We start from the raw sequence: 15,620 nt of genomic DNA on the forward strand, positions 1-15,620 counted from the left end.
CGACACCAGCGACGGGCCCGGCCGCAACGGCGACTCCTTCACCTACACCGGGCAGATCGCCTCGCCCGCTCAGCTGGACACGGCCGCCGACCACGTTCGGACCTTCGCCGAGATGATGACCGCCCGCGCCGGACGCGACCAGCTGGCCGGCTGGATCGACCAGGTGAAGGCCACCGGCCTGCCCGAGTTGATGTCGTTCGTGAATGGGATCGGTTCTGATCTTGGGGCGGTGGTGGCGGGGTTGAGTCTGCCGTTCAGCTCGGGGGCGGTGGAGGGGCAGGTGAATCGGATCAAGATGCTGAAGCGGCAGATGTTCGGCCGCGCAGGCCTGGACCTGCGAAAGCGTGTGCTCCTTGCCGCGTGACCGGCGTCCCCTCCTGGCGCAGTCGGTGACGATCAGTCATACCAGCACGGAAAGTGATCCAGAGCCTCGTTTCACCCGTTACCGACAGCGGAAGCCCTGGGGCCAGGTGGCGCCCCTCGACCACCTAACGATGCACGCCGAAGCCTGAGTCCTGGGGTACGTCGCGGCGGGCGATGACGGGCTTGATGCCCTGCTTCCACAGCAGGCGAGCGGACCAGCCTGCCTCTGAACGGCGTCCCCAGCCGGGCCCGGGTCTACGCCACCGGGCGGATGGTCTCCTGGACCGTCTTCGTCACCGGCGACTCCTGCAACGGCGGACGGTTCTCCACCAGCTCCGGCATCCTCGACACCCGGACCGACACGCTCGTCGGCAACCTGGAGAACCTCACGGTCGACGGCCACGAACCCCATCGGGGGCGCCAACCTCTCGGGCGTCACCTTCATCGTCGACGACAAGCGCTTCTACGCCACCATGTCGGCCCGGCGGCCACCGCTCCCTGGCCGCGGGCGACTTCACCGCCCGTAGCCTGCGGACCGTCAAGGACGACGTGGAGTGCCCGTCACTGTCCCCGGACGGCACCCGGCTGGCCTACAGGAGCCGTCTGTCCGGCGGCGGTTGGCGGCTCACCGTGCTGCGGCTGGCCGACCTGGCCGAGCTGCCCCTCGCCGAGACCCGCAGCGCCGACGACCAGCCGGCCTGGCTGGACGACGCCACCGTCGCCTACGGGCTGCCGCACGACGGCACGGACGCGGACGTCTGGGCCGTGCCCGCCGACGGCAGTGGCCGGCCCGCCGTGCTCGCCCGTGACGCGGAATCCCCGGCCGTCCTCCGATGAGACGCGTCGGGTTCCCCCGGTTCGACCGTCCGACCCGGGCGCGACATCAAATGTTGACACTGCTGTGACAAGTCGTCATGCGTAAAGCCTTCCCCAAACGCTCACCGTTCTGGCATGTTGCGTTCAAACCCCGTGTGATCCCCTCACGCACGGGCCCGAATCGGAGGACATGTGTCACCCCTGGTATCCCGGCTGGGCCGCCCGGCCGCCGCTCTCGCCGTGCTCTCGGCCATGGCGCTCGCCACCCCCACGGCACTCGCGACCGCCGCCCCGGCGACCATCACCCCCACCCCTCCCACTGCCCCCGCCGCTCCGGTGGCGGCCGAGGCCCCCGCCGCCGGTGCCCCTGCCGCCGCCCCGCACACCGCGGCCGCCGGCTGGGCCGCCGGAACCCGCGCCTACCTGGTGATCAGCGCACCCGCCGACGTCGCCGCCGCCAAGGCCGCCGTCGCCGTGAAGGGCGGCACGGTCTTCGCGAGCTACGACGCGATCGGCGTCATCGTCGCCCACTCGACCACGGTCGGCTTCGCCGCCGCTCTGCGCGGCGTCACCGGCATCCAGCAGGTCGGCGCCACTCGCACGTCCGACGTGCCGGCCGACGCGTACAGCCCGGCGCTGCCCGCCAACCCGGCCCAGTCGGCCACCACGCTCACCGAGTCCAACCGCTGGGACATGACCCAGATCAAGGCCGACCAGGCCTGGGCGGTGACCACCGGTTCGCCCACCGTCAAGGTCGGCGTGCTCGACACCGGCGTGGACGACCAGCACCAGGACCTCGCACCGAACTTCGACGCCGCCGACTCCGTCTCCTGCGCCTACGGCAAGGCCGACGCCCGCACCGGCGCCTGGCGCGATGTGGACACCCACGGCACCCACGTCGCCGGCACCATCGCGGCCGCCAAGAACGGCAAGGGCGTCATCGGCGTCGCGCCGGGCGTGAAGATCGCCTCGGTCCGGATCGCCGAGCCGACCAGCACCCTCTTCTACGCCGAGAACACGGTCTGCGGCTTCGTCTGGGCCGGTGACCACGGCTTCAAGGTGACCAACAACAGCTACTACACCGACCCGTGGCAGTTCAACTGCCCGAACGACCTCGACCAGGCGGCCATCATCGAGGGCGTGAAGCGCGCCCAGGAGTACGCCGAGGGCAAGGGCTCGCTGCAGGTCGCCGCGGCCGGCAACTCGAACTACGACCTGGCCAACAAGACGACCGACTCGGAGAGCCCCAACGACTCCACCCCGGTCACCCGGACCATCAGCAACGCCTGCCTCGACATCCCCACCGAACTTCCGGGCGTGGTAACCGTCGCTGCCACGGGCAGCGGCAGCGGCAAGGCCTCCTACTCCAACTTCGGCCGGGGCGTCATCGACGTCGCGGCACCCGGCGGGGACGGCGCCACCGGCGTCTACTCCACCCTGCCCGGCGGCAAGTACGGCACCAAGAGCGGCACCTCGATGGCCTCCCCGCACGTCACCGGCGTGGCCGCGCTGATCGCGAGCGCCGACCCGTCGCTGACCCCGGCCGACATCCGGGCCCGCCTCGCCACCCAGGCCAACGACCTGGCCTGCCCGGCCTCGGACAGCCGCTGCACCGGCACCACCGCCAACAACGCCTTCTTCGGCGAGGGCCAGGTCGACGCGTTGAAGGCCGTCGGCTCCACCCTGCCGGCCGGCAAGTACTTCGAGAACCTCGCCGACGTGGCGATCACCGACAACACCACCGTGGAGAGCCCGATCACCGTGACGGGCGTGAGCGGCAATGCCCCCGCCACCCTCAAGGTCGGTGTGGATGTCAAGCACACCTACCGCGGTGACCTGGTCATCTCCCTGGTCGCCCCCGACGGCACGGTCTACCTCCTGGAGGACTTCCCGAACAGCGACAGCACCGACAACGTCGCCAAGACCTACACCGTCAACGCCGCCGCGAGCGCGGCGAACGGCACCTGGAAGCTCCGCGTCAAGGACGGCGCCGCGGGCGACACCGGCACCATCGACGCCTGGAACCTCACCTTCTAGCCCCCGCCCGCACCACCCGCCCGCGCTCCGCCGCCCGTCTCCCGGGCGGCGGAGCGCACGGGTGCCGACATCGTCGGCGTCAAGGCCGAGCGTGTCAGATGGATCGTGTAAGTCCGTGATCCGGGAGGCTGGCCGGGGCCCGGCCAAGGGCTCTGGCCAGCCGGAACGGACGGGACATGGGCGAGAAGGAAGGGCCGGCCGTCGAGCCGGTCGATGAGCGGTTGGTGGGCGAGGTCGTCGAGCGGCTGATGGAGCACACGGACGCCTCGGGTGCGGCTCTGCTGGGTGAGGGCGGGCTGCTGACCCAGGTCACCCGGGCGGTGCTGGAGCGGGTTCTCGACGCGGAGATGACCGAGCACCTGGGCTATGAGAAGCACGATCCGGCAGGGCGTGGCTCGGGTAACAACCGCAACGGGACTTCGTCGAAGACCGTGCTGACGGATGTCGGCGCGGTGACCGTCGCGGTGGCCAGGGACCACAACGGGCAGTTCGAGCCGCGGCTGGTCCCCAAGAACGCGCGACGGCTGGCCGGGTTCAACGAGCGGATCCTGTCGCTGTACGCGCGTGGCATGAGAAGCGTTTCCCAAACCGAGGGGCGCGACTGTCGCTCGAACTTCCGTGCGCATCAGCCTCGTTCGGGTGATCACTTGGCGGCCGGCGCATAAGAGAAGGGCCTCCCGCACAGTTCGGTGATGTCGAGTCAACGAACCATCAGGAGGCCCTGGTGTCCCACTGTGGCGTGCCCGCACCGTCCGCGTCCAGCTACGGCGTGTCGCCGTGCGACTGTCTCGCCCACCGGCTCGGCAACGCCGCCGACCAGCCGGACCGGACCCGCCGCTACGGCTCCGACCTCACCGACACGCAGTGGGCGATCGTGCGGCCGCTGCTGCCGGTCCCGGCCTGGCTGAACGGACAAGGGGGCCGCCCGGAGGGCTACTGCCACCGCCAACTGCTCGACGCGGTGCGCTACCTGGTCGCCGAGGGCGTGCGCTGGGCCGGCCTGCCCGCCGACTTCCCCAAGTGGCGGGCCGTCTACCGGTTCTTCCGCCGCCGGCGCGACCACGACTGCATCAAGGAGTTCTACGGCCGGCTGCGCAAGATGCTGCGCGAACTGGCCGGCAAGAAGGAAGAGCCGACCGCCGCGATCATCGACTCGCAGTCCGTGAAGGCCGACGCCACCGTCGCCGCGGCCACCCGCGGCTACGACGCCGGAAAGAAGATCAACGGCCGCAAACGGCACATCGCGGTGGACACCCTGGGGCTGCTGCTGACCGTGCTGGTCACCGCCGCCTCGGTCAAGGACAACGACGCCGGCCGCGACCTCCTTGAACACCTGCGTGCCGACCACCACCGCATCACCCTGCTCCGGGCCGACGGCGGCTACACCGGCCGGCTGGTCGCCTTCGCCCACGCCGTCCTCGCCCTCGCGCTGACCGTCGTCAAGCGCAGCGACGACACCAAGGGGTTCGTGGTGCTGCCGCGCCGCTGGGTCGTGGAGCGCAGTTTCTCCCACCTGATCCGGGCCCGGCGCCTCGCACGGGACTACGAGACCCGCATCGACAGTGCCGAGGCGATGGCCTGGTGGGCCGCGGGCATCCCGGCCACCCGCCGCCTGGCCCGCTCCGGCCGACCGGCGCCCCGCCGCGTCAAGCGGTCCGCGGCCTGAACAGCCCCGGCCGCCCCTCGGTCAACCAGCCCCGCTCGACCAGCCGCTTCGCCCGAAACCGTGCGGCCTGCTCCTTCGCGTCACTCGCCGGCCAGCCCAGATGCTCGCGCATCACCCGCGCCCGCACCCCCTGCCCGCCACCGGCGGCGTCCTCCCGGACCAAGGCCACGATCCGTGCGCAGTCAGGCGGAAGCACCTCGGTCCCCACCCCGTCCCGCCACAGCGGGACCTCCACCCGCGACCCGGCGGCCCCCGCGGTCGGCGCATCCACCGGCGCGTCGGACGCGCCGGCCTCGTCGGCCGCCTCGGCCAGGGCCGCGACGATCTCCTCGCGAGCGATGACCGCGCGCCGCGCGGCCTCATCCGCCTCGACCACAGCAGCCTGAGCCGCTCCAGTTCGGCCCGCAACTCCTCCACCCGGGCCAGCGCCACCCGCTCGCGTCTCTCCAACATCCCCAGCACCGACGGCATCCGCCACCTCCCAGCACGCCCCGCACCGCCACGACGGTCCGAGCATGCCTACCGAGCGACGGCCACACGCCTCACCTGGGAAAACGTGACCCTACCTTCGGTTTGGGAATCGCTTCTGAGTGGCAACCCGCTCCTGCCGCCGGACCACCGCCTCAGCCAGCTGTCCTTCGGCTCCAACTACAACGCGATGCGGCAGGCCGCCGGCCGGGGACGCGAGTCGATGCCCATCGGGTGGAACGACCTCACGGCGTCGATCGACAACCTCGCGACCACCGGCTACCCGTACGGTGCCAACCAGCAGAACGTCGCCAGGTCACTGATGTTCATGATCCAGTTCTCCTCCGAGGCCGCGCGCTTCTGGGACGTCTACGGCGTCACCCGCGACATCCAGGGCGGAAACCTGCCCTTCTACAACGGGCTCCCCGAGCGGCAGCAGTACCTGGAGAACTCCTGGGACCAGATCTCCCGCTACGCCTACGACGTCACCAACAACCCCAACACCCCGCCCGTCAACGTCACCGGCGTAGGCACCTTCTACAGCTACGGCGACGTCCAGCGCTGGATGGCGATGCTGATCGGCGTCACCAGCCAGGTCAGCTCCACGGGCGACTGGAACCACGCCGAACTCTGACCTGACGTGCGGCCGCCGCGCCGCGCGGTCGGCGTCCAGGCCGTAGTCCAGAGGCGGTCTGCCGACCGTACGCGCCGCTCCCGCGTGGCGAGCCCGACGGGCCGGTCTACTCCTGGGCGACCGTCCCCTGGTGGCGCAGGCGGTGAGCCACGGCGAGCCCCCAGGGAACTCCGAAGATCACGACAAGGACGCCGCCGAGCACAGGTGGCGACGGGCGGCCCGCGGCGAGCGCGAGGCAGGCGAGGGCAGCCGCGGCGCAGGTGCGTGACAGCGGGCGGTACAGGTCCTGCTTGGTGCGCCAGGCCTGGAGGGTGGCGGCGACGAGCATGGTGCTGGAGAGCACGACGGCCGCGCCGCCACAAAGCACCCAGGACGTGGCGGTGGGGGTCCGGGCGGCGTGGGCGTGCTCGACCAGGCTGACCATGGCCGCGCCCATGGCGGCGACCGCGGCCGTGAGTGGCAGATGGGCGAGCATCCACTGGACGGTGGCCGCCGGCGTCCGGCGCGGCTCTCGGTGGCCGGCGAAGTCGAAGTAGGTCCACCAGGCGCCGAAGCCGACCACGACGATGATCAGTGCGACGGTCAACGTGAGCGCGTTGACCGGCTCGGTCGCGAGTCCGCTGACGACGCCGGTCACGGTCTCGCCGAGGACGATGATGATGAGCAGTCCGAACCGTTCGATGAGTGCGTCGGTGACGGTGAGCGCCGCGGCCTCGCGCGGTGTCGCCTTGAGGATCACGGCGGCGAAGCCAGCCAGGTACGCGAGGTCGAGCAGTCCCCAGGTCCAGACCCGGGTGGGGGCGGGGAGCCGCGCGCTCACCCCGAGGGTGGCGGCGCAGAGGATGGTTCCGGTGACGAAGAGCCGGCTGGGCCGGCGGTATTCGGGCCGGTCGCCGCGGGAGGCCAGCAGCCACAGCAGTGCGAGTACGGCGAACAGGACCCCTGCCGTGACGGCGAAGGCGGCTCCCCGGGCGCCGTCGGCCTCGGGGATGTAGGCGCCCAGGGGGACGAGGACGAGGATCTGCAGCAGGAAGGTGCTTCGCGCGCGGGCGTCCTCGCGGCCGTGCAGCTCGTGGTGGAGGCTCCCGTTGACCCACGCGATCCAGGTCAGCCCGAATACCGCGGTGTATTCGCCGATACCGTTCCAGGTGAGCTGCCCCGCGAGGTGGTGGGCCGCCTGGGCGACCAGGACAACCACGACCAGGTCGTAGAAGAGCTCCAGCGGGCCGACGACGCGCTCGCGCGGCTGCTCCCCGTGGGGGCGCGGCGGCTGCCACAGCTGGCGCCGCAGCCGCCTCCAGAATGAGGGTTCCCCGGCTTCGGCGGGGGAGCCGTCGTCCTTCATCCGCTGTCAACTCCCCACCTGCGGCCGGTCCTCGAACGCCTCGCAGGCTCAGGGCGCGCAGGGGCGGGTCTCGGTCCAGTCGACCATCAGGCGGCGCTCGGCGAAGTACCACTCGCCGTCCTGCTTGACGAATTCGTCGAGATAGCGGATGGACGCGACCATGATGGTGCGCTCGGCGTCCTGACCGAGCGAGATGTGGTGGGCCAGGCAGTAGCTCTCGCCGCTCGCCCGGTCACCGTCGATCGACACGGTGCTCTGGCCGTTGAAGTGGGTGGTGGCCCGGTAGCTGTTCAGGTTGTCGAAGACCGGGGCGAGGGCCTCGCGCCCGTGCAGTTCCTGCGTCGGCTCCGCCGCGGTGGCGTCCATGTAGACCAGGAGGTGGCTGTCCTCGGTGAACAGCGCCATCTGGCCCTTGGCGTCGCGCCGGTCGGCGCAGTGCGCGTAGGCGTCGATCAGCTCACGGATGGCCAACCGGTCGGCGACTTCCTGGGGTGAGACCGAAGTGTGGGAGGACATGACGGCTCCCTCGTGAAGCTATTTGACATCTGAATAAGAACACCGGTCGCGGGCCGCCTCAACCGGACTGAACGACCCGGGATGGCAGCACGATGACCAAGGGAACCGATCCGCGTGCCACCCGGACCACCGCTGCCCGGCGGCAGGCCGTCGTCGAGCCCGCCTCGCAGCGGCCCGTCTCCCAGATCACCGTCGCCGAACTGGCCGAACGCGCCGGAAGCACCCGGGCGACGTTCTACAACCGCTACAGCACCCCGCTCGCCCCGCTCATCGCGGCGCTCTACGCGGACCCGGAGACCGGCCACCGCCTGGAAGACCGGCGTCGCGCCGAAGGAGCGCCCGGCCCGGAGCTGCTACGGCTGTCCGTCGTGGAGGTGGCCGATCACGTCGAACGCCTCGCCGACGTCTACCGCCACGCGGCCGACTGCCGAGAGTTCCAGGAGCGATCGGCACGGCGGCAGTCAGTGATGATCAAGCGACCAACTGACGGCCCTGCTCGAAGAAGGCCAACACGCCGTCCACGCCGCCGAGCTCGCGGACCGTGGCCAACGCGCCGAACGGCGCGTTCCAGTAATTCCCCTGCTGCCGGGTGTGCGGGCCGACGTAGGCGTACGGCTCCGCCTGGAAGCCATCGCCCGGGGAGACTCCGTAGTCGACCGCGGCCACGGTCACGCCGATGTCGAAGTGCTCGGGCCAGATAACCGGATCCGCCCCGGGAAACATCCGGCGAAGTGCGGCATCGCCGACCGCGAAACCATGCGCGATCCAGTGCGCCGGCTGCGGATCGGCTTCGATCACGTCCTCGGGGCCGACACCGGATCCGCCCTGGTAGAGCCCCGCGGGCGCACCGGCCGTGACCCCGATCGCAGCCGCCAGCGCGGCGCAAGTGGTCCGCTCCAGGAAGAGGCGCTGCCCGGACGCCACCAGATCCGCGCCGACGACCTGCACGTTCGGCTCGGCCCGGGTGGCGAAGCCGCCGAGGGAGGCGCGCAGCCTGATCGTGCCACTGGTTCGGAACTGTGGTCCGGCCAGGACCAGCTCCGCGACCGCGTGCAAGGCGCGGCGGGTGCGTACAAGCGATTCGATGTCCATGACGGCATGCTCTCCCACAGTGGCGCCCGGCTCCCGTACCCGGCGCGTTCCCCACCGCTCACGCGCTGAATCACACGCCGAACGCCTTCGGTGCGACCCCGGAGCGGCAGACCCCGGTCTCCACGGTGCGGCCTGCGCGCTTGCCGGGTTGTCCGGACTCGAACGGGACCCCCCCATGCCCAGTGGCGCGTCCGGGGGCACCTCCAGCAGCACCGGGGCCCGACCGGGGCGGTCCAGGACCGGGGGGTGGATGGCCGGCCGGCGCGCTGTGGCACCGCCTGCCGTGCGGGTCGTAGACGGCATGGACGCGGGTGGCGTGGTCACCGTTCGGCTGAACACATGCGGCCCGCGGAAATGCTCGAGTGGAGTCCGCTCTGCCCCGTGAGTGCCACGACGGCGGGCCGTACCGGGTGCCAGCGATCAGACTGGAAGGGGTGCTCCCCCTCCGGCCCTGCGACAGTCCTGGGTGGTGAACCATGGCAGAGGCCACCGACGAGGTGCGGACGGTGATTTTGACCGTGGACGACGATCCTGCGGTATCCCGGGCCGTCGCCCGTGACCTGCGCCGCCACTACGGGGAGGATTACCGGGTGGTCCGCGCCGAGTCCGGCGCATCGGCGCTCGAGGCGCTGCGCGCGCTGAAGCTGCGGGGCGTGCCGGTCGCGGTGATCCTGGCCGATTACCGGATGCCGCAGATGAACGGCATCGAATTCCTCGAAGCGGCGCTCGATCTGTTCCCGGCAGCCCGACGGGTACTGCTCACCGCCTACGCCGACACCAACGCCGCGATCGACGCCATCAACGTTGTCGATCTCGACCACTACCTGCTCAAGCCGTGGGAGCCGCCCGAGGAGAAGCTGTACCCGGTGGTGGACGACCTGCTGGAGACGTGGCGGGCCGGCGGCGGTCGCGCCGTGGACGTCACCAGGGTCGTCGGCCACCGCTGGTCGGCCCGCTCCTCCCAGGTCCGGGAGTTCCTCGCCCGCAACCAGGTGCCCTACCGTTGGTACTCCAGCGAGGAACCAGAGGGCGGACGTCTGCTGGTCGCCGCAGGGCAGGACGGTCTGCGACTGCCCCTGGTGGTGACCCCGGACGGCACTGCCCTCGTCGAGCCCGCCGATCGGGACCTGGCCGCCCACGTGGGGCTGTCGACCACCCCCGCGGCCGACTTCTACGACCTGGTCATCGTCGGCGGCGGCCCCGCCGGCCTCGCCGCGGCCGTCTACGGAGCCTCGGAGGGTCTGCGCACCGTCCTCGTGGAACGCGAGGCAACCGGTGGACAGGCGGGCCAGAGCTCCCGCATCGAGAACTACCTGGGCTTCCCCGACGGCGTCTCCGGAGCGCAGCTCACCGACCGGGCACGCCGCCAAGCCACGAAATTCGGCGCGGAGCTGCTCACGGCGTGCACGGTCACCGGCTTGGAAGTGAAGGGGGCGGCACGCACGCTGCGTTTCTCCGACGACTCCGCCGTCTCGGCACACACCGTGATCCTCGCGACCGGTGTGTCCTACCGGCAACTGGACGTGCCGGGGGCGGCCGGACTGACCGGGCGCGGGGTCTACTACGGCTCGGCCCTGACCGAGGCGGCCGCCTGTCAAGGGCAGGACGTGTACATCGTCGGCGGTGCGAACTCCGCCGGCCAGGCCGCGATGTTCCTCTCCCGCAGCGCCCGGAAGGTCACCCTGCTGGTGCGGGCACCGGAGCTGGCCTCCTCGATGTCCTCCTACCTGCTCCAGCGGGTCGAGGACGCCTCCACCGTCACGGTGCTCACGGACACGGTCGTCGAAGCCGCCCAGGGCGAGGAACACCTGGAAGGGCTGACCCTGCGCAACCGTGTGACCGGTAGGTCCGAGACCGTTGACGCGCAGTGGATGTACGTCTTCATCGGTGCGGCACCGCTGACCGACTGGCTGGACGGCACGGTACTCAGGGACCCGAAGGGCTTCGTGCTGACCGGCCCCGATCTGACCACCGACGGGCGCGCCCCCGCCGGCTGGCCGCTGGATCGGCCCCCCTACCACCTTGAGACCAACGTGCCAGGGGTCTTCGCAGCCGGAGACGTGCGCGCGGAGTCCGCCAAGCGGGTCGCCTCCGCGGTCGGCGAGGGCGCCATGGCCGTCATGCTCGCGCACCGCTACCTGGAGCAGTCATGACCACCGCGCAGGAGAAGTGCGACGAGCAGGAGCTTCGGACGCTGTTCCTGTTCGAGAAGCTGACTCCCGACCAACTGACCCAGCTGTGCCGGGACGGCCACGTCGAGTGGTTCGACCCGGGCCCAGTGTACCGGGAGGGCGATCCCGCGGCGAGCCTGTTCGTGCTGTTCCGGGGGACCGTGGTCCTCTCGCGCAGCGTCGGCGGCCAGCAGGTGGACGTCAGCCGGACATCCATGCCCGGCGTGTACGCCGGGGCATTCCAGGCCTACCTCGGCGACCAAGTGCCGCAGGTGTACAACAACTCGCTCCGGGCGACCGAGCGGTCCAGGTTCTTCGTGCTGCCCGCGGAAGCCTTCGCGGAGATCATGCGCAGTTGGTTCCCGATGGCCGTCCACCTGCTGGAGGGTCTGTTCTTCGGATTCAAAAGCACCCAGGAGGCGGTCGGCCAGAGGGAGAGGCTGCTCGCTCTCGGGTCGGTGACAGCCGGGCTCACCCACGAGCTCAACAACCCCGCGGCTGCCGCCGTACGCGCCACCTCGGCCCTGCGGGAGCGCATCGCCCGGGTGCGCCGCGAATTCGCGGAGCTCGCGGCCGAGCCACGCCGCGGCGGGGACCTCGCCCACCTGAGGGAACTGCAGGACATGACGATCGGCCAGATGGGGCAGGCCTCAGCGCTCAACCCGCTGGAGGCCTCGGACCGCGAGGACGAGATCGGCGACTGGCTGGAGGCGCACGGCGTCGCCGACGGTTGGGAGCTGGCGCCGGTCCTCGTCGAGGCGAGTCTGGGCATCGACTGGCTGGACCGGATCGCCGGAGCCCTGCCCGAAGACCTGCTGGGAAAAGCACTGCACTGGCTGAGCTGCACGGTCGAGGCCGAGCTCCTGCTCGACGAGATCGAGGACGCCGCGCACCGCGTCTCCGCACTCGTCGGTGCGGCGAAGCAGTACACGCAGCTCGACCGGGCCCCGTACCAAATTGCTGATGTGAACGAGCTGCTGGACAGTACCCTGCTGCTGCTCTCAGTGAAGATCGGCCCGAGCGTCACCGTCGTGCGCGACTACGACCGCACGTTGCCCAGCATCCCCGGCTACCCCGCCGAGCTGAACCAGGTCTGGACCAACCTGATCGACAACGCCGTCTGGGCCATCCGCAGTACCGGCGCGGGCGGCACCCTCACCGTTCGCACCGCACAGGACGGGAACCAGGTGCTGGTCGAAGTCCGCGACACCGGCCCCGGTGTGCCCGCCGACGTACAGAGTCGGGTCTTCGACCCGTTCTTCAGCACCAAACCTGCCGGCGAAGGTACCGGTCTCGGCCTGGACATCTCCTGGCGCATCATCGTCAACCGGCACGGCGGCGACCTGCGACTCGAGTCGGCCCCGGGCGACACCCGCTTCCAGGTCCGCCTCCCGATCAACCCCGCAGAACCCGCCACCCAGCAGGAGTTGCCATGACCACCGAGAAGCCGATCGACCCGACCAGACGCCGAGTGGTGCAGGCTGCGTCGAATGCGACGCCGCCGGCGGCTGGTGGTTTCACCTGCGCCGCTGCGCGCGCTGCGGCCACATCGGCTGCTGCGACGACTCTCCCGCCACACACGCCACCGCGCATGCCAAGGCGACCGGGCACCCGGTGATCCGCAGCTTCGAACCAGGCGAGACCTGGTTCTGGAACTACGACACCTCGCAGCTCTACGAATCCGCCCCTCAGCTGGCCCCGCCTGACGGCCACCCGGCGGACCAGCCCGTCCCGGGCCCAGCCGGACGGGTGCCGGCGACCGGGCTGAGCGGATCGGCTGGCCTCCGGCCCTGATCAAGCACTGTTCTGACGGACGGTAGCCTTGGGTGCCCGCGGAAAGGGCCGGGTAGACCGAGGGGGCGGGAGTGGCGGACGGCGGCGGGGCTGTGGTCCTGGTCGGCCGGCAGCGGGAGACGGAGCTGTTGACCGCGGCGCTCGTCCAGGCCGTGGACGGCGGAAGCGGCTCCACGGTGGTGATGCGCGGTGACCCGGGCGTCGGCAAGAGCACGTTGCTGGCCTGGGTGGAGCGCGCGGCGCGCGCTCGGGGGTTCACCGTTCTGCGGGCGCTCGGTGCGGAGGCGGAGACGGATCTCGCGTTCGGCGCCCTCCACCAGGCATTCCGGTCGCCGCTTCAGCGCTCCGCCGTCCTGTCGGCCCATCAGCGGGAGGCCCTGGAGAGTGCGCTCGGCATCCGTCCTGGCACCCCGAGCGGGTTCGCCGTCGGAGCCGCCGCGCTGGTGCTGCTGGAGGAGGCGGCGCTGACCGCGCCCGTGCTCCTCCTCCTGGACGACCTGCACTGGATCGACTCCTCCAGTGCGACCGTCTTCGACTTCCTGCACCGGCGCTGCGCCGACCTGCCGGTGGTGATCGTCGCCGCCACCCGCCCGGACGGAGCGTCCGTCCAGGCCTGGTCGGCCGAGACCGTCGACGTGCGGGCCCTGCCCCGGGCGGACGCCACGCTGCTACTGGGCGCCCACTACCCCGACCTCGCGGCACCTGCCCGGGACCGGGTCCTGGCCGAGGCGGCGGGTAACCCGCTGGCGCTGGTGGAGCTGCCGCGCCAACTGCCGGCCGCCCAGCAGCTGGGGGCCGCTCCGCTCCCGGAGCAGCTGCCCCTTGGGCGGAAGCTGGAACGAATGTTCGCCGACCGGCTGGGAGCGGTGGCGCCCGAAGCCGGCCGTCTGCTGCTGATGGGCGCCCTGGCCGCCGGCACGGAGTTCGGCAGCGGAGCGTGGCTGCGCGTCGTCGCGGACGAGAACGCGCGGGAGCTCCTGGAGCGGATCGAGACGGACGGCCTGGCACGGCTCGACCCGGCGGGCCGTCTGGTGTTCCGCCACCCCCTGGTCCGCACCGCCGTCGTGTCCGCCGCCTCCGACAGCGCTCGCCGCGAGGCGCACCGGGTCCTGTCGACCGCCCTCGCGCCGGACGACCCCCGTCGGCTGGTCCACGAAGCGTCGGCCGCGCTGCTGCCCGACGAGGAACTCGCGCACCGCCTGCAGGACGCGGGGCGCGGCCTCGCCCGCCGAGGGGGCGACGCCGAGGGCGCGCTCCTGCTCGAACGCGCCGCCGCCCTCAGCCCCGGCTCCTGCGACCGGACCCGTCGGCTCACCTGGGCCGCGGTGATGTCGGCACGCGGCGGGCAGCTGCGCCACGCCGCGGATCTGGTGGAGGAGCTGAAGTCCAGCACGGTCCCGCAGGACGCGGCCCCGCTCTTCGCGTACGCGGTGGTCTACGCCGACCAGAGTCACCACGTCGACTTCGAGTCCTCCGCCGCACTGCTGCCCGCGGCTCTCGACGCGCTGACCGCGCCGGGCGCCGAGGGCTTCGGCGGGCTCGCCGAACAGGTCTACTTCAAGCTGCTGCTGGCCGCCAGCTACACCGACGATCCCTGGGCGTGGCGTGCCCTGGAACGGCACCGGGACCACGTCCCGGAGGCCGGCAGGCTGTGCCTGCGTGCGTGGACCGCCCCGGGCCCGGAAGCGGCCGAGGCACTGCGGACGGCAGCCGGGAACATGACCGAGGAGCAGGGGGCCGGCGCGGCCTGGCTCCTGCTGTGGACCGCCTCGGCGCTCGACTGCCCCGACGGCGACCTGTGGCAGCGCTTCACCGGGCTGCACGGCTACGCCACCCAGGGCTCGGTGGCCAAGGCCAAGTGCCACCAGGACTTCCTGCTCGGGCACTGGGACCGGTCGGCCGTCTGTCTGCGGGAGGCCGAGATCGCGGACGATCTGGGCTACCACACCAACGCCCTGATGTTCCGCCAGTACTACGCCCACTTCCTGGCCGGCCGGGGCGACGAGGCCGGCCTGCGGGAGATCGAGCAGGCCGTCCGGCCGGCCGCCACCCGCGCCCGGATGCGCTACGTGCTCGACCGCCTGACCCACCTGCGCGGCCTGGCCGCACTCGCCCACGGACGCCACGAGCAGGCCTACGCGCACTTCGGCGAACTCACCCCACCCGGGCAACCGTCCAGTGGACCACCGTGGCGCCACGCGCTGGTCCTCGACCTGGTGACGGCCGCCGTTCACACCGGTCGCCACGAGGAGGCCCGGGCCCACCTCACGGCGGGACGGGCAGCGCGCTCCGCGGGGATCTCCGGCCGCCACGCCTTCCTCTTCGCGGCCGCCACCGCCCTGGCCGCCGAGGACGACGAGGCCGAGACCGCCTACCGCGACGCGTACGCCGTACCGGGCGCCGAACGGTGGGTGTTCGACCTCGCCCGGCTGCGCCTCGCCCACGGCTCGTGGTTGCGCCGGCGCCACCGCCCCGGGGCCCGGGAGGCGCTGCGCGCGGCCCACCACGTGTTCCGTCGCCTCCAGGCAGGCCCCTGGGCCCACCAGTGCGAGGCGGAACTGCGGGCCGCCGGTGACTCCGTGGTGCTCCCGCCGGGCGGACCGGCCGCGAATCCGTCCGGTCTCACCGGTCAGGAACTGCGCATCGCCCGGCTGGCCGCGACGGGTCTCACCAACAAGGAGATCGGCCGGCAGCTCCAGTTGTCGCCCCGCACAGTCG

General features: G+C 71.7%; 13 protein-coding genes and 1 pseudogene. 10 read left to right on the plus strand and 4 right to left on the minus strand.

The window, feature by feature from the left end; genetic code table 11:
• From C2142_RS36200 to C2142_RS36220, 5 genes are all read left to right on the plus strand, one after another.
• A partial coding sequence (locus C2142_RS36200) for a transposase (protein WP_206671099.1) occupies nucleotides 1-364 on the plus strand: 364 nt, incomplete at its 5' end.
• Between the two features lie 548 nt (nucleotides 365-912).
• Nucleotides 913-1,200, plus strand: a complete 288-nt coding sequence (locus C2142_RS36205; RefSeq protein WP_206671100.1) for a PD40 domain-containing protein — start codon at nucleotides 913-915, stop codon at nucleotides 1,198-1,200.
• A 231-nt stretch (nucleotides 1,201-1,431) separates the two neighbouring features.
• Nucleotides 1,432-3,216 (plus strand): S8 family serine peptidase, encoded by a 1,785-nt coding sequence (locus tag C2142_RS36210; RefSeq protein WP_148647236.1) that lies wholly within the window; start codon nucleotides 1,432-1,434, stop codon nucleotides 3,214-3,216.
• 176 nt (nucleotides 3,217-3,392) lie between these two features.
• On the plus strand, nucleotides 3,393-3,881 hold the full coding sequence (locus C2142_RS36215; RefSeq protein WP_241003008.1) for a transposase: 489 nt from the start codon (nucleotides 3,393-3,395) through the stop codon (nucleotides 3,879-3,881).
• A gap of 59 nt (nucleotides 3,882-3,940) precedes the next feature.
• The gene (locus C2142_RS36220) at nucleotides 3,941-4,882 is read left to right on the plus strand and encodes an IS5 family transposase (protein ID WP_241003009.1); all 942 of its coding nucleotides are present in this window, start codon (nucleotides 3,941-3,943) and stop codon (nucleotides 4,880-4,882) included.
• Here C2142_RS36220 and C2142_RS36225 read toward each other — a convergent pair.
• A complete protein-coding gene (locus C2142_RS36225; RefSeq protein ID WP_148647048.1) occupies nucleotides 4,863-5,258 on the minus strand; it encodes a hypothetical protein in 396 nt (131 codons plus the stop codon). The genes C2142_RS36220 and C2142_RS36225 overlap by 20 nt on opposite strands.
• Nucleotides 5,259-5,438: 180 nt before the next feature.
• Between C2142_RS36225 and C2142_RS36230 the strand changes: the two genes are divergently transcribed.
• Nucleotides 5,439-5,984, plus strand: coding sequence for a ribosome-inactivating family protein (locus C2142_RS36230; RefSeq protein WP_148647049.1), 546 nt, complete (start codon nucleotides 5,439-5,441; stop codon nucleotides 5,982-5,984).
• Nucleotides 5,985-6,090: 106 nt separating this feature from the next.
• Here the strand turns inward: C2142_RS36230 and C2142_RS36235 are convergent, their stop codons facing one another.
• From C2142_RS36235 to C2142_RS36245, 3 genes are all read right to left on the minus strand, one after another.
• Nucleotides 6,091-7,329, minus strand: a complete 1,239-nt coding sequence (locus C2142_RS36235; RefSeq protein ID WP_148647050.1) for a low temperature requirement protein A — start codon at nucleotides 7,327-7,329, stop codon at nucleotides 6,091-6,093.
• A gap of 48 nt (nucleotides 7,330-7,377) precedes the next feature.
• Nucleotides 7,378-7,845 carry a nuclear transport factor 2 family protein gene (locus tag C2142_RS36240; RefSeq protein WP_148647051.1) on the minus strand — a complete coding sequence of 156 codons (468 nt, stop codon included), beginning with the start codon at nucleotides 7,843-7,845 and terminating at the stop codon, nucleotides 7,378-7,380.
• 471 nt (nucleotides 7,846-8,316) lie between these two features.
• Entirely contained in the window at nucleotides 8,317-8,937 is a 621-nt protein-coding gene (locus C2142_RS36245) for a hypothetical protein (protein ID WP_148647052.1), read from the minus strand.
• 476 nt (nucleotides 8,938-9,413) lie between these two features.
• On the opposite strand from C2142_RS36245, the gene C2142_RS36250 reads away from it, so the two are divergent.
• The 4 genes and pseudogenes from C2142_RS36250 to C2142_RS36265 all read left to right on the plus strand — a co-directional run.
• Nucleotides 9,414-11,090, plus strand: coding sequence for an FAD-dependent oxidoreductase (locus C2142_RS36250; protein ID WP_148647053.1), 1,677 nt, complete (start codon nucleotides 9,414-9,416; stop codon nucleotides 11,088-11,090).
• A complete protein-coding gene (locus tag C2142_RS36255) occupies nucleotides 11,087-12,544 on the plus strand; it encodes an ATP-binding protein (RefSeq protein ID WP_148647054.1) in 1,458 nt (485 codons plus the stop codon). The genes C2142_RS36250 and C2142_RS36255 overlap by 4 nt, the downstream gene beginning before the upstream one ends.
• Nucleotides 12,541-12,902 (plus strand): annotated as a pseudogene (locus C2142_RS36260) (UBP-type zinc finger domain-containing protein). Before C2142_RS36255 ends, C2142_RS36260 begins: the two are co-directional and overlap by 4 nt.
• Before the next feature lie 71 nt (nucleotides 12,903-12,973).
• Nucleotides 12,974-15,620, plus strand: a 2,647-nt coding sequence (locus C2142_RS36265; protein ID WP_241003010.1) for a LuxR family transcriptional regulator, incomplete at its 3' end; no start/stop codon positions are given.

The organism is Streptomyces sp. CB01881 (assembly GCF_002953255.1).
Classification (GTDB): Bacteria; Actinomycetota; Actinomycetes; order Streptomycetales; family Streptomycetaceae; genus Kitasatospora.

Coding starts and splice junctions, on each gene's coding strand:
- C2142_RS36215 (WP_241003008.1), top strand. CDS start 3,393: ATGGGCGAGAAGGAAGGGCCGGCCGTCGAGCCGGTCGATGAGCGGTTG.
- C2142_RS36235 (WP_148647050.1), bottom strand. CDS start 7,329: ATGAAGGACGACGGCTCCCCCGCCGAAGCCGGGGAACCCTCATTCTGG.
- C2142_RS36245 (WP_148647052.1), bottom strand. CDS start 8,937: ATGGACATCGAATCGCTTGTACGCACCCGCCGCGCCTTGCACGCGGTC.
- C2142_RS36240 (WP_148647051.1), bottom strand. CDS start 7,845: ATGTCCTCCCACACTTCGGTCTCACCCCAGGAAGTCGCCGACCGGTTG.
- C2142_RS36250 (WP_148647053.1), top strand. CDS start 9,414: ATGGCAGAGGCCACCGACGAGGTGCGGACGGTGATTTTGACCGTGGAC.
- C2142_RS36255 (WP_148647054.1), top strand. CDS start 11,087: ATGACCACCGCGCAGGAGAAGTGCGACGAGCAGGAGCTTCGGACGCTG.
- C2142_RS36210 (WP_148647236.1), top strand. CDS start 1,432: ATGGCGCTCGCCACCCCCACGGCACTCGCGACCGCCGCCCCGGCGACC.